Here is a 14,548-nt window from a genome sequence, read left to right as displayed (position 1 = left end):
TGACAGCTTGCGCCGACAAACCGGCGCTTGAGGAGAACACAAATGCTTCCTGCACTATACGTCGCTAAAACCGGTCTTGCCGCTCAGGACACCAACCTGACCACCATCTCCAACAACCTGGCGAACGTTTCGACCACAGGTTTCAAGAGTGACCGTGCCGAGTTTCAGGACCTGCTGTACCAGATCAAACGCCAGCCGGGTGCCCAGTCCACTCAGGACAGCGAGCTGCCATCCGGTCTGCAATTGGGTACCGGTGTGCGCATTGTCGGTACGCAGAAGAACTTCACAGCCGGTAGCCTGCAGACCACCAACAACCCGCTGGACCTGGCGGTCAACGGTCGTGGTTTCTTTCAGGTGACCCAGCCGGACGGCACTGTTGCCTACAGCCGCGACGGTACTTTTCACCTGGACGCCAACGGCCAGATCGTGACTGCCAACGGCTACGCTCTTGAGCCTGCGATTGTCGTTCCACAGAACGCCCAGACCTTCACTGTCGGTCAGGACGGTACTGTTTCCGTCACCCTGGCAGGTGCAACCGCCACACCGCAGATCATCGGCAACATCCAGACCGCTGACTTCATCAACCCGGCCGGCCTGCAGGCCATTGGCGGCAACCTTTATCTGGAAACCGGTTCAAGCGGCGCGCCGCAGATCGGCACGCCTGGCCTCAACGGCCTGGGGCCGACCCTGCAGAACACCCTGGAAAACTCCAACGTCAGCACAGTTGAAGAACTGGTCAACATGATCACCACCCAGCGTGCTTACGAGATGAACTCCAAAGTGATCTCGACCGCCGACCAGATGCTGCAGAACCTGACTCAGAACCTGTAAGTGTTTGATGTTGTTGCTCGTAAAACTGCTCAATCCGATAGGGCGCCTGATAAGCGCCTGTTACACCGCGAGGTTTCAAGTGTCATGAACCGCATTAGTGTTCCGCGTTTTTCAGTGTTGATCGCTTCATTGTGCGGGATCACCCTGCTGTCTGGCTGTGTTGCGCCGACGGCCAAGCCCAATGACCCTTATTACGCTCCGGTGTTGCCGCGTACCCCCATGTCGGCCGCTGCCAACAATGGTGCCATCTATCAGGCCGGTTTCGAGCAGAACCTGTACGGCGACCGCAAGGCTTTCCGTATCGGCGACATCATCACCATCACGCTTTCCGAGCGTATGGCAGCCAGCAAGGCGGCCACTTCGGCGATGACCAAGGACAGCACCAACAGTATTGGTCTTACCTCGCTGTTCGGTTCGGGCCTGACCACCAACAACCCGATTGGTGGCAATGACCTGAGCCTCAACGCAGGCTACAACGGCGCTCGTACTACCAAGGGCGATGGCAAGGCCGCACAGAGCAACAGCCTGACCGGTTCGGTCACTGTGACTGTGGCGGATGTTTTACCCAACGGCATTCTTGCTGTGCGTGGCGAGAAGTGGATGACCCTCAATACCGGTGACGAGCTGGTGCGGATTGCCGGGCTGGTTCGGGCTGATGACATCGCCACCGACAACACCGTGTCGTCCACCCGTATTGCCGATGCACGTATTACCTATTCGGGGACTGGAGCCTTTGCCGATACCAGCCAGCCAGGCTGGTTCGACCGGTTCTTCCTCAGCCCGTTGTTCCCTTTCTGATAGCGGGATAAACATGATCAAGCTCAAGCAACTGATAGCGGCGACCTTGTTGTTGTCCACAGCGTTCGGCGTTCACGCCGAGCGTTTGAAGGACATCGCAAGCATCTCCGGCGTGCGGGCCAACCAGTTGATCGGTTACGGTCTGGTCGTGGGTCTCAATGGTACGGGCGACCAGACCACCCAGACCCCGTTCACCCTGCAGACGTTCAATAACATGCTGTCGCAGTTCGGCATCAAGGTGCCGTCCGGTTCCGGCACTGTGCAGTTGAAAAACGTTGCAGCAGTTGCTGTGTACGCGGATCTGCCAGCGTTCGCCAAGCCGGGTCAGACGGTCGATATCACCGTTTCCTCGATCGGTAACTCCAAGAGCCTGCGCGGTGGTGCGCTGTTGATGACGCCGATGAAGGGTGTCGATGGCAATGTCTACGCCATCGCACAGGGCAATCTGGTGGTCGGCGGTTTTGACGCGGAAGGCCGTGACGGTTCGAAAATCACTGTCAACGTTCCGTCGTCGGGCCGTATTCCCGGTGGTGCGTCGGTCGAGCGCTCGGTGCCGAGCGGCTTCAATCAGGGTAATACCCTGACCCTTAACCTGAACCGGTCCGACTTCACCACTGCCAAGCGGATTGTGGACAAGATCAATGAGCTGCTTGGTCCTGGTGTTGCTCAGGCGCTGGACGGTGGCTCGGTACGTGTGACCGCGCCGCTTGATCCGGGCCAGCGTGTCGACTACCTGTCGATTCTGGAAAACCTGGAAGTCGATCCGGGCCAGACGGCTGCCAAGGTCATCATCAATTCGCGGACCGGCACTATCGTGATCGGTCAGAACGTCAAGGTTTCGCCCGCTGCGGTAACGCACGGCAGCCTGACCGTGACCATTACCGAAGACCCGATTGTCAGCCAGCCGGGCGCATTGTCCGGTGGTCAGACGGCGGTCGTGCCGCGTTCGCGGGTCAATGCCCAGCAGGAACTGCACCCGATGTTCAAATTCGGCCCAGGCACTACGCTGGACGAGATTGTTCGTGCGGTCAATCAGGTGGGCGCTGCGCCCGGTGACCTGATGGCCATTCTCGAAGCCCTTAAGCAGGCCGGCGCGTTGCAAGCCGACCTGATCGTTATCTGAGGACTCGAGCATGGATATGCCCAAGAGCGGAATTTCGTCAGCGGTCGACTCCGGTGCCTACACCGACGTCAACCGTCTGGCAGCGTTGAAGCATGGCGACAAGGACAGCGTGGCCAACCAGAAGAAGGTGGCCCAGGAGTTCGAGTCGCTGTTCGTCAGCCAGATGCTCAAGGCCATGCGCTCGGCCAACGAAGTGCTGGCCAAGGACAACCCGATGAACACCCCGGCGACGCGCCAGTATCAGGACATGTATGACCAGCAATTGGCGGTCACCCTGTCCACCCGTGGCAACGGCATCGGTTTGCAGGACGTGTTGATGCGTCAACTGTCCAAGGACAAGGGTATTCAGCACGCAGCACCGACCGATACGACGGCCACGCCTGCAACGACCACCGATGCAACCCCGGCCAAAACCGGGCTGGCGACCAGTGTCTATCAGCGTCCGCTGTGGGCCACGCGCTCGGCGGCGGCGGATCAGGCGGCTGCGGCAGTTTCGGCATCTGGTGATGGGCGCAATGACATGGCGGCGCTCAACTCGCGTCGTCTGTCGTTGCCAACCAAACTCACCGACCGATTGCTGGCCGGCATCGTGCCTTCCGCTACAGCCGCCGTCAGCAATAGCCCGGTGCCTGCTCGCGCAACGGCCAGCAGCAACGGCAACAACGGTGACTGGACGCTCGACCCCAACCTGGCGCCCGCGCCTGAGTACGTGCGTTCCATGGCCCAGCCACCGCTGGCACCGGCCAAGCGCGCATTCAGCAACGCCGATCAGTTTGTCGAGACCATGCTGCCGCTGGCCAAGGAAGCAGCCGCACGCATCGGCGTCGATCCAGTGATGCTGGTGGCGCAGGCTGCGCTGGAAACCGGCTGGGGCAAGTCGATCATGCGTCAGCAGGATGGCAGCAGCAGTCACAACCTGTTCGGTATCAAGGCAGCGGGTAGCTGGAAAGGCGCTGAAGCGCGCGCCATTACCAGCGAGTTCCGTGACGGCAAGATGGTCAAGGAAACCGCGGATTTCCGTTCCTACGACTCCTACGCCGACAGCTTCCATGACCTGGTCAGCCTGCTGCAGAACAACAATCGGTATAAAGAAGTGGTCAATTCGGCCGATAAACCGGAACAGTTTGTAAAAGAATTGCAGAAGGCCGGTTACGCCACTGACCCGGACTATGCCAGCAAGATTTCGCAGATCGCGAAGCAGATGAAGAGTTACCAGACTTACGCTGCTGCATCGGGCTCTTCCACGACTTTATAAGGTTTTGAATCATGTCGCTGATTTCAATTGGGCTCTCAGGTATCAATGCCAGCAGTGCGGCGATCAACACCATCGGTAACAACACGGCCAACGTGGATACCGCCGGTTACTCGCGTCAGCAGGTAATGACCACGGCTTCGGCACAGATCAATATCGGCCTGGGTGTCGGTTACATAGGCACCGGTACGACGCTGTCCGACGTGCGTCGTATCTACAACAGCTACCTTGATGCCCAATTGCAAACCAGTACTGCCCTGAGCGCCGACGCGGTTGCGTACTCCGGCCAGGCCAGCAAGACCGATACGCTGCTGTCCGATAGCGCCACTGGCGTGTCCACGCAGCTGGCTGACTTTTTCACCAAGATGCAGGGTATTGCCACCAACGCTACTCAGTCGTCGGACCGTTCGGCATTTCTGACTCAGGCTTCTGCGTTGAGCTCACGCTTCAATTCGGTCGCTTCACAGTTGTCGTCGCAGAATGACAACGTCAATGCCCAGCTCACCACCTTCACCAAACAGGTCAACGAGCTGACCACGACCCTGGCAAGCCTGAACAAGCAGATCACTCAGGCAGGGGCTGGTAACACTACGCCCAACTCGCTGCTCGATTCGCGCAATGAGACTGTGCGCCAGCTCAACGGGCTGGTGGGTGTCAAAGTAATCGAGAACAACGGCAACTACGATATCTACACCGGCACAGGCCAATCGCTGGTCAGCGGTGGCACGTCGTACACCATGTCGGCGACCCCGAGCCCTGCCGATCCTCTGCAGTACAACGTACAAATCGCTTACGGCCAGACCAAGACTGACGTCACCTCGGTGATCAGCGGTGGCTCGATTGGCGGTCTGCTGCGCTATCGCTCCGATGTGCTGGTGCCTGCGACCAACGAGCTTGGCCGTGCCGCGATGGTGCTGGCCGATCAGGTCAACAGCCAGATGAGCCAGGGCATCGACAGCAAAGGCAACTTCGGTTCCAGCCTGTATTCCAACATCAACAGTGCCGACGCCATTTCGCAGCGCAGTACCGGCAAGACCACCAACAGTGCCGGTTCCGGCAACCTGGACGTGACCATTGGCGATACCAGCAAACTGACCGCCGACGATTATGAAGTCACCTTCAGCGACGCCTCCAACTTCACGGTTCGTCGCCTGCCCAACGGCGAAAGCGTCGGCACCGGTGCGCTGACTGACAACCCGCCTAAACAGTTCGATGGCTTCAGTGTCAGCCTCAATGGCAATGCGCTGGCTGCTGGCGACGTTTTCAAGGTCACTCCGACACGCAACGGCGCCTCGGGTATCTCGGTGGTGTTGACCGATCCCAAGGACATTGCAGCCGCCGCGCCATTGACCGCTACTGCCGGGGCCAGCAACTCGGGTACAGGTGGCTTCACGCAGCCAGTGCTCAATACCAAATCGGACATCTATAACAGCGTTCAGACGTCTGACCTGCGTAACGCGATCAAAGACTCCGCGCCGATGAAGCTGGTGATGGGCGCGGTCAGCAGTACCGGTGTGCAGAGCTACACGCTGATCAATGCCAGTGGTGCGCCCGTGCTCGACCAGAATGGCAGCGCGGTAAGTGGCACGATCATTCAGGGTCAGAGCAACGCTGTAAAGCTGAGCATCGGTTACACCGACAACACCACCACGCCAGCCGGCAAGACGGCATTCGAAGTGCAGATGACCCTCTCCGGTTCGCCGTTGGTCAATGACACGTTCAGCATCGGCCTGACGGGTGCCGGCTCTTCGGACAACCGCAACGCGCTGGCAGTAGTAGGGTTGCAGACGGCCAAGACTGTCGGCGTCACCAACGGCGGCGTGGGCACCAGCCTGTCCGGCGCTTACGCCGATCTGGTCTCGGTGGTCGGTACGCTGGCAGGGCAGGGCAAGAGCGATGTCACCGCCAGCGCTGCCGTCGTTGCACAGGCCAAATCGGCGCGTGATTCGGTCTCCGGCGTGTCGCTCGATGAAGAAGCGGCCAACCTGATCAAGTATCAGCAGTACTACACCGCCTCTTCGCAGATCATCAAGGCGGCCCAAACCATTTTCAGCACGCTGATCAACAGCCTTTAAGGAGTCGTGAACCATGCGGATCTCAACTACCCAGTTCTACGAATCCACCAACACCAACTATCAGCGTACTTATTCGAATGTGCTCAAGACCAGTGAAGAGGTCTCCAGCGGCATCAAACTCAATACCGCCAGCGATGATCCGGTAGGCGCTGCACGTGTCCTGCAACTGGCTCAGCAGAACTCAATGCTGACCCAGTACGCGTCGAACATCGGCACGATCAATACCAACATCGTCAATTCCGAGACCGCGCTGACCAGCATCGTTGATACGATGCAGACAGCCCGTGAAGTGATCGTGTCGGCAGGCAACGGTGCCTACACCGATTCCGACCGCCTGGCCAAGGCCGCTGAACTCAAGCAGTATCAGAGCCAGCTTCTCGGCTTGATGAACAGCCAGGACTCCAACGGCCAGTATATTTTTGCCGGGTCCAAGTCTTCGGCTCCGCCGTACGCGCAGAATGCCGATGGCACTTACAGCTATAGCGGGGACCAGACCAGCGTCAATCTGGCGATTGGTGATGGCCTGGTTTTACCGAGCAACACCACAGGCTATGAAGCGTTCGAGCAAGCCGTCAACACTACCCGTACGTCCTCGACCCTGCTTTCGCCTGCGACCGACGACGGCAAGGTTGGCCTGACTGGCGGTCAGGTGACGTCCACCAGCGCCTACAACTCGGGCTATCAGGCTGGCGAACCGTACACCATGACGTTCCTCAGTGGCACGCAGTTCAAGATTACCGATGCCAGCGGCACCGATGTCACGACCGATGCGTCAACTGCCGGTAAATTCAGCTATGGCTCGTTCGCTGATCAGACCTTCACCTTCCGCGGTGTCGAGCTGACCATGAACATCAACCTGTCAGCTGCCGAATCTGCCACGCCTGCAACGGCCGCTACTGCACTGACCAATCGCAGCTATGAACTGGCCTCGACGCCAGATACGGTCTCGGCCTCGCGCAGCCCGGGCAACACGTCGGCCGCTACTATCAGCAGTTCGGCAGTGGGCAACACAACGGCTGACCGCACGGCGTTCAACAACACCTTTCCGCCCAATGGTGCGATTCTCAAGTTCACCAGTGCCACTGCCTACGACCTGTATGCGTCGCCCGTGACCAGCAGCAGCAAACCCGTGTCGAGTGGCACGTTGACCGGTTCGACGGCCAATGCGTCGGGCGTCAATTTTACGGTCAGCGGTACGCCAGCAGCTGGTGACCAGTTTGTCGTGGAGTCCGGCACGCACCAGACCGAGAACATCCTCAATACGCTGACCGCAGCGATCAAGGCATTGTCGACGCCCACTGACGGCAATCTGGTTGCCTCGCAAAAGCTTGATGCCGCATTGGGCTCGGCGCTTGGCAACATTGCCAGCAGCATCGACCAGGCGTCCACAGCGCGCTCCGCCGGCGGCGCACGGCAATTGGCGGCGACGGCGCAGGGCACGACCAACGATTTGCTCAAGGGTAACAACACAGTTGAGCAAGGCACCTACGTCAACGCCGATATCGTTGAGGCCACCACCCGATTGACGTTGCAGAAGACTATGCTGGATGCCTCTCAGCAGGTATTTGTCCAGTTGTCCAAGCTGAACCTGTTCAGCCAGCTGTAACCTTGGCATTGAGCATCCGCCGTCTTTATTTCAGCGGTGAGGGAGGTTACTTGACCGGTAACTTCCCGCCGCTCGCGAGTCTGCAATAGTGAATTCAGCCCCCCTCGTCAGTATCGTCATTCCCGCCCTCAATCCCCGGTTCTTCCGCGCCGCGCTACAAAGTGCCTTGAATCAGGTTTACGACAACCTGGAAATCATTGTCTGCGACGATTGCCGCACCGATGAAATCAAGGCCGTTTTCGACGAACTGGTGCCTGCATCCAGCAACCTTGCGCGTTACGTGCGCAACCCTCAGCGGCTGGGGTTCCAGGCCAATCTGCTGAAGTGCCTTGAAGAATCGCGCGGCGAATACATCAAGTTTCTGTGTGACGACGACCGCCTCTTTCCGTACTTCATCGCTAATCAGGCAGGCGTTCTGGATGCCTATGAAGACGTGAGTCTGGTGGTTGGCCGACGACATCTTGTCGACATCGATGACTATGTATTGCCACCCCGTCTGGAAAACGTCGGGCTTGTGCCCTACGACGCCGTGTTCAAAGGCGAGGACATGCTGGCGATTTTCGAGCGTACGCTACGCAATTATCTGGGTGGGTTCAGTGCTGCTCTGATGCGCCGGGCCGATGTTATGGAGTACCTGCCTTCGATTGCCCAGTCGGGACAGGGGTTTATCGCACTGCTGGATTTTGCCCTGTTCATATGCCTCTTGCGCCGTGGCAACCTGGTGGCGCTGCACACTATTCAAAACGTCGAGCGCCGGCACCCGGATCGTTTCAGCGGCCAGCCCGACGTGATTCAAAAGGCCGCCACTGAATGGGGCTGGCTGAGCGAAATGCTCAAGGCACGTAGCGGTGAGCAGGCCCCGGCCCAGGGCTGGGTGCGCTTTTTGCCCTTGCGCAAGGCGCTGGAGCAGCCCCGCGAGTGGGACGAGGTCGGCCTTTACGGGATAATGGCCAGTCGTCAGGGTGTCATGCACAGCAGGGTGGGCAGCAAGAGCGAAACCTACGCCGAGCTCTACACTGAATGGCTGTCGTGTCGGCAATTTACCGCCCCGCAGAGAAAACTGATCGAGAAACGCATCGGACACTGGACATGGCAGCCGCGCATCGTTCCGGTAGTCGTTGACCCGTTTGGCGATGCCGAAGGGCTGGATATCACCCTGCGCAGCATTGCCGAGCAGGATTACGCCGCTGACTCAGTGGTTGTGTTGACCAATGCCGATGTTGACGATCCCCAGGTGCTGCGTTTCTCGTTGCAGCCGGATTGGGCACGCCAACTGAACGAAGTGCTGCCGCTGCTGGAGAACGCCGACTGGGTTTATCTGCTGCGTGCCGGTGACCGGCTGACTCAGCCGTCATTGCTGGTGCTGGCAGAGCGAGTCGCGCAAAGCGAGGGCCTGTTGTGCGTTTACAGCGACGAAGGCGCGCTGGTCGATGGGAAATCCAGCGAGCCGATCTTCAAGCCTGATTTCAACCTGGACCTGATGCGGGCCTATCCTTACGTTGGCCGCACGCTGGCGTTCCAGCGCCGCAATCTGCTGGACACAGGCGGCTTCGACCCTGTGCACGGCGAACTGGCACCACACGATTTCATCTGGCGTCTGGTGGAAAGCGTCGGGCCTCAGGCCGTCGAACACATCGCCGAGGTTCAGGTTGAATCGACCCTGACCTACGCTGAATGGCTTTCGCTGCCTCAGGTGATCGAACACAGCGAGTCGGTCGTATCGGCCCATCTTTCGCGCATTGGCCGAGAGCACGTCATCCACCATGATCAGCTGCCACTGCTGAACCGGATCGAGTACCGGCATGCTACAAGCCCGCTGGTATCGGTGATCATTACCACCCGGGATCAACTGGCAGCACTGGAGCGCTGTGTAGAAAGCCTGCTCAGCAACACGACTTACCCTTATTTTGAAGTGCTGATCGTCGACAACGCCAGCGAGAGCGCCGATACCCGCGCCTGGTTTGCCGCGATGAGTGAGCTGGGCAGCGACAAGCTGCGCATTTATGCGCTGACCGAGCCCGGCAGCGAAGCCAGCGCCCAGAACCTCGCCGCCCGGCACGCCAACGGCGATTATCTGCTCATGCTCAGCCCGCATGCCGTGCTGCATCAGGCTGACTGGCTGCAAGGCCTGCTCAACCATGCTCAGCGCCCCGAAGTCGGTATCGTCGGTCCACGAATCCTCACCCCTCAGGGCAATATTCTCTATGCAGGGATGGTGATGGGCATGGACGGGCTGGCGGGGCGGCCCTTCATCAATTATCCGACAGGCTCAAGCAGCTACATGCAGCGCTTGCAGTTGACACAGAACTGGAGCGCGGTCAGTGGCAATTGCCTGATGGTCCGCAAGGAAGTGTTCGACCACGCAGGCGGCATGGAAGCAGCAACCTTCACTCAGGGGCTGCAGGATCTGGACCTGTGCATGCGGGTCGGGCGTGACGGCTACCTGATTGTCGGCACACCCGATTCGTCTCTGGTATTGGCCGAGCCTGCCGCCGCCGAGCGCTCTGAAACGTCTCGTCAGGCGCTGGATAAAGAGCAGCAATCGTTCTTTGAAAAATGGCTGCCGAAAATGGCTCGGGACCCGGCCTATAACCCCAGTCTTCAGCTCAATGAAGTGCAGGCGTTCGATCTTGACCCAGGTCTGCAAATGGGCTGGGAACCGTTCTGCACCCGCCATCTGCCTTCGATTCTGGGCATGCTGGTCAACTCGTCGGCGGTAGGCCACTACCGTGTCAGCCAACCCTTGCTTGAGTTGATGGCAGCCGGGCGAGTGGTAGGCCGAATGTCCTATGAGTCGACTACGCCCGTCGAGATCGAGCGGCAGCGTCCGGATGTCATCGTCTTTCAAGGACGTTATTCCGAACCCAAGATCAAGGATATCGTTCTGGCCAAGAATTACTCCAGTGCCATGCGCATTTTTGAACTGGATGACTACATCATCGATGTGCCCGAGCGCAACGAGCACAGGCGCAGCATGCCCGACAACATTGCCGAGATGCTGCGCAAGGGCATAGGCCTGTGCGACCGAGTAGTGGTGTCTACCCAGCCACTGGCTCAGGTGCTGTCGAGCATGCACAGCGATATTCGTGTCGTACCGAACATGTTGGCGACGCACTTGTGGAGCAGCCTCAAAAGCCAGCGTCGCACTTCCGGCAAGCCGCGCATCGGCTGGGGCGGCGGGACCAGTCATCGGGGCGACCTGGAATTGATTGTCGATGTCGTGCGTGAACTGGCCGATGAGGTCGAGTGGGTGTTCTTCGGCATGTGCCCGGACTTGCTCAAGCCTTACATTCATGAGTATCACACAGCTGTAAGCCTGCAAACCTACCCGGCCAAACTGGCCAGCCTGAACCTCGATCTGGCCCTGGCACCGCTGGAATTTCATATCTTCAATGACTGCAAGAGCAATCTGCGGCTGCTGGAGTACGGTGCGTGCGGCTACCCGGTCATCTGTTCGGACACCGAGGCGTACCGGGGCCATTTGCCGGCTACGCGGGTCTACACCAACAGCTCCGAAGAATGGTTGCAGGCGATTCGCATGCACCTGTCAGACCCCAATGCGAGCTATCGTATGGGCGACGAATTGCGCGAAACCGTCTTGCGCGATTTCATGTTGCGTGGAGAAAACCTGCAATATTGGGCTAACGGCTGGTTGCCCGACTGACCCGACCTGTTTAATGCGCTCCAGTCACTGATGGCTGGAGCTGTGTTGTTTGCTCTTGCGTTGACCGGGTCTTTTGGTTATCAGGGTTTCTTCTGGTCACCAGGATTAGAGACGCGATCGGCACGCTATCAAGGAAAGCTCATGCAAAGCCATTCTGGAAATGAAACCACCCCGTTGAGCCAGCGTTTGACCCTGCTGTTGCTCACCGAGAATCAGCCGGATTTCCTGCGTCGTGCGCTGAAGTACTACAGCAGTTATCCGTGCAATGTGATTGTGGTCGATGCCTCGCCTGCGCCCGACGCGCAGGTTGCGGAGCGTGCCGGGCTGCAGTACATCCACAACGCCGCCCTCAGTGAAACCGGGCTCAGCGCCAGAATTGCAGAAGGCCTCAAGCAGGTGTCCACGCCCTTTGTGGTGTACGCGCAGGTCGACAGTTTCCTGCTGCCTGACGCACTGACCGAGGCCGTGAGTTTCCTTGAAAGCAACGAGCGTTACGGTACTTGCCAGGGCTATAGCCTGGGTTACCAGGCTTACGTCGATCACGTGGATTATTTCCGCCGCGACCGCAAGGTTCATGAGGACTACGCGTCTGATCAGGCCGACGAGCGGCTTCTGAGCTTCATGGGTCAGAGCGTGTCACTGCTCAACGCCGTGACCCGGACCGGGCTGGCGCGTCAGTGGTTCACGTCAGTGCCTGAGGGCACCGATCGGCACTGGCAGGAAATCGGCCATATGGCCTTTCTGGTTGCGGCTGCTGCCTTGCGCATCCTGCCCATTCCCTATGCGTTGCACGTCAACGCCGGCAAGGAGGCAGAGCATCGCTATGGCGCTGCCATTGCAGGCGCAGTCAAGCATATCGACCCCAAGGCCAAAGCCGAGCGCGAAACGCTTGCGCGCCTGGTTGTTTCGTCGCTCGGCAATAGCCGCGATCTGCAAGGTGAGCAGGGCGAGCACGCTGTACTGGCCGGCCTGGCAGCCATGGCTGAATGCCTCGAAACCCAGCCGTATCAGGGCGGCGAAAAAATCATCAGTTCAGCGTGGAACGTTGCCCTGACGCAGGCAGATGCGCAGTTCGAGCCTCGCCAGTTCGTTGAACTGCCGTTCTACAACCAGCCGTTGTTCGACGAACTGGCGCAAATCGAGTTTCTGATCCATCTCTTGCCGGCAGGGCAGGTGCAGATGGAAGGGCTGGAGTCCGTGCTGGTCAAGCAGGCCGAGCTGTTGCGTGTACAGAGCAACCCGGACGCCGAGTCGCTTTTGAGCCGTCTGTGGCAAGCCTATGCACACTACTCCTTCAGTCACAGCGTCGTGCAACGTCTGGTCGATGAGTTGGGCAAGTCCGAGGACGAGGACGACATCGAGCGCGCCGAGCGCATCGTTGCCTGGGGCCAGCGCCTGCAGTCTGATTCCGCTTTCGATAACAGCCAGCTGTTGCGTGGCATGCCTTCCGGCAAGTTGCTCGACTGGCTCGATGCGCGTGATCCGGCACCGGCACAACTGAAAAAGCTCACCACGCAGCTGACGCGTCGGCCAGCAGGTTCGCAAATCGGTATTTTGCTGCTTGATCTGGACGCCGACGTGTTCAAGCTGCAGGCAACCTTCGACAGCCTTATCAACAGCCATTATCGAGCGTTCAAGGTCGTGGTATTCACCACCGGTGATCTGCCGGCAACCACCAGCCTGAACGACACACTGCACTTCGTCAAAGTCACCGAAAGCAACTATGTCGACAAGATCAATCAGGTCGTCAAACAGGCTTCAAGCGACTGGCTGATGCTGGCGCAGGCGGGTGAAGAGTTCACCCGCAGCGGTCTGCTGCTGGCCAGCGCCGAGCTGATTGACGCCGGGCAGTGCCGAGCCGTTGCTGTGGATGAAATTCACCGTCAAGCCAACGGCACCCTGGCGCCGTTGTTCCGTCCGGGCTTCAACCTCGATCTGCTGCAAAGTGTGCCGACGCTGGCCGCTCGGCACTGGCTGATTCGCCGCGAACTGCTGGTCGAGGCGGGCGGCTATTCGCGAGAGTTTCCCAAGGCGCTGGAATTCGACCTGCTGCTGCGCCTGATCGAGCAAGGCGGCATGAGCGGTCTGGCGCATTTGAGCGAGCCGGTACTGATCTGCGATGCCCCCGAGCTTGAAGAGAATCAGGACGAGCAAAAGGCGCTGACGCGTCATCTGGGGCAGCGGGGTTATCAGGCTGAGGTCAGCTCGGCGCTGCCCGGCACCTACAAGATCGATTATCGCCATGCCCATCGGCCGGTGGTCTCGATTCTGCTGCACAGCCAGGACAATCTGCCGGAACTGCAACGTTGCCTGCACAGTATCCTGCAACGCACCCGCTATCAGCGCTATGAAGTGTTGATCGGTGATAACGCCAGCACATCTGCCGAATTATCGACGTGGCTTGATCAGCAGCAACAGCTGTCCAGCCGGGTACGCGTATTCCGCGCCGAGCAGCGTGTCAGCACGGCCGCCTTGCGCAATCTGGTCAGCCAGGAAGCCAAGGGCGAGTACCTGATTCTGCTGGATGCCGAAAGCCAGATCGTCAATGTCGGCTGGATCGAGTCGCTGCTCAACCAGGCACAACGTCCGGAAGTGGGCGTGGTCGGGGTCCGTCTGGTTGATCGTGAAGGAACCATTACTCAGGCGGGTCTTGTTCTGGGACTTAATGGCGGTGTCGGTTCCGGTTTCGTTGGCGAGCCAAAGACGTCGCGCGGTTATATGCAGCGGCTGGTGGTCGAGCAGAACTACTCCGCGGTGTCATCGGCCTGCCTGATGATTGCCAAAGCGTTGTACGACTCACTGGGCGGGCTGGACGAAGAGGCTTTTGCCGAGTCTCTGGGCGATGTCGACCTGTGCCTGAAGGCGGCGCAGGCGGGCTATCTGACGGTCTGGACCCCGCATGTTCAGGTGGTGCATTCAGGCGTGGTAAATGCTCCCCAACCAGCGCTTGGCGCGCTGGCCGGAAAGTGGGCGGCGCAGTTTGCCCAGGACGAAGCCTATAACGCCAATCTCGATCTCGACGGCAAGGGGTTCACACTGGCAGTTTGAGCTGCATGCATCACGCGATCCGGCTGTTTTACGGCCGGATCGTCGCTCTCCTGCTGCGGCAGCATTTTGTTTTTTCCCTCCGCCAATAATCGCAAAGCGTGCAAACCGGCGTGACCTGCGGGTCATTACGTGCATCTTCACTGTATTGTGT

The 14,548-nt window shown here is 59.2% G+C and carries 8 protein-coding genes; all 8 read left to right on the top strand.

Going from position 1 to position 14,548, the window contains the following annotated elements; translation table 11 throughout:
* The first annotated feature begins 42 nt into the window (after positions 1-42).
* The 8 genes from flgG to FFH21_RS18065 all read left to right on the top strand — a co-directional run bounded on the left by flgG (position 43) and on the right by FFH21_RS18065 (position 14,397).
* Complete coding sequence (flgG, locus tag FFH21_RS18100) at positions 43-831, top strand: flagellar basal-body rod protein FlgG (protein ID WP_002554310.1); 789 nt, start codon at positions 43-45, stop codon at positions 829-831.
* 84 nt (positions 832-915) lie between these two features.
* A complete protein-coding gene (gene flgH, locus FFH21_RS18095) occupies positions 916-1,629 on the top strand; it encodes a flagellar basal body L-ring protein FlgH (RefSeq protein ID WP_004658720.1) in 714 nt (237 codons plus the stop codon).
* A 13-nt stretch (positions 1,630-1,642) separates the two neighbouring features.
* Positions 1,643-2,752, top strand: a complete 1,110-nt coding sequence (locus FFH21_RS18090) for a flagellar basal body P-ring protein FlgI (RefSeq protein ID WP_003404340.1) — start codon at positions 1,643-1,645, stop codon at positions 2,750-2,752.
* A 10-nt stretch (positions 2,753-2,762) separates the two neighbouring features.
* Positions 2,763-4,007: a flagellar assembly peptidoglycan hydrolase FlgJ gene (gene flgJ, locus FFH21_RS18085; protein WP_004658721.1), complete on the top strand. Its 1,245-nt coding sequence runs from the start codon at positions 2,763-2,765 to the stop codon at positions 4,005-4,007.
* 11 nt (positions 4,008-4,018) lie between these two features.
* A complete protein-coding gene (gene flgK / locus FFH21_RS18080; RefSeq protein ID WP_002554306.1) occupies positions 4,019-6,079 on the top strand; it encodes a flagellar hook-associated protein FlgK in 2,061 nt (686 codons plus the stop codon).
* Positions 6,080-6,092: 13 nt separating this feature from the next.
* Positions 6,093-7,685: a flagellar hook-associated protein 3 gene (locus FFH21_RS18075; RefSeq protein ID WP_002554305.1), complete on the top strand. Its 1,593-nt coding sequence runs from the start codon at positions 6,093-6,095 to the stop codon at positions 7,683-7,685.
* A gap of 88 nt (positions 7,686-7,773) precedes the next feature.
* The gene (locus FFH21_RS18070; RefSeq protein ID WP_011169096.1) at positions 7,774-11,349 is read left to right on the top strand and encodes a glycosyltransferase; all 3,576 of its coding nucleotides are present in this window, start codon (positions 7,774-7,776) and stop codon (positions 11,347-11,349) included.
* Between the two features lie 141 nt (positions 11,350-11,490).
* Positions 11,491-14,397 carry a glycosyltransferase gene (locus FFH21_RS18065; RefSeq protein WP_011169095.1) on the top strand — a complete coding sequence of 969 codons (2,907 nt, stop codon included), beginning with the start codon at positions 11,491-11,493 and terminating at the stop codon, positions 14,395-14,397.
* Positions 14,398-14,548: the final 151 nt, after the last annotated feature.

The sequence above is a fragment of the Pseudomonas sp. KBS0707 genome (assembly GCF_005937945.2).
Lineage (GTDB): Bacteria > Pseudomonadota > Gammaproteobacteria > Pseudomonadales > Pseudomonadaceae > Aquipseudomonas > Aquipseudomonas amygdali.
This window is presented reverse-complemented; position numbering and strand designations above follow the sequence as displayed.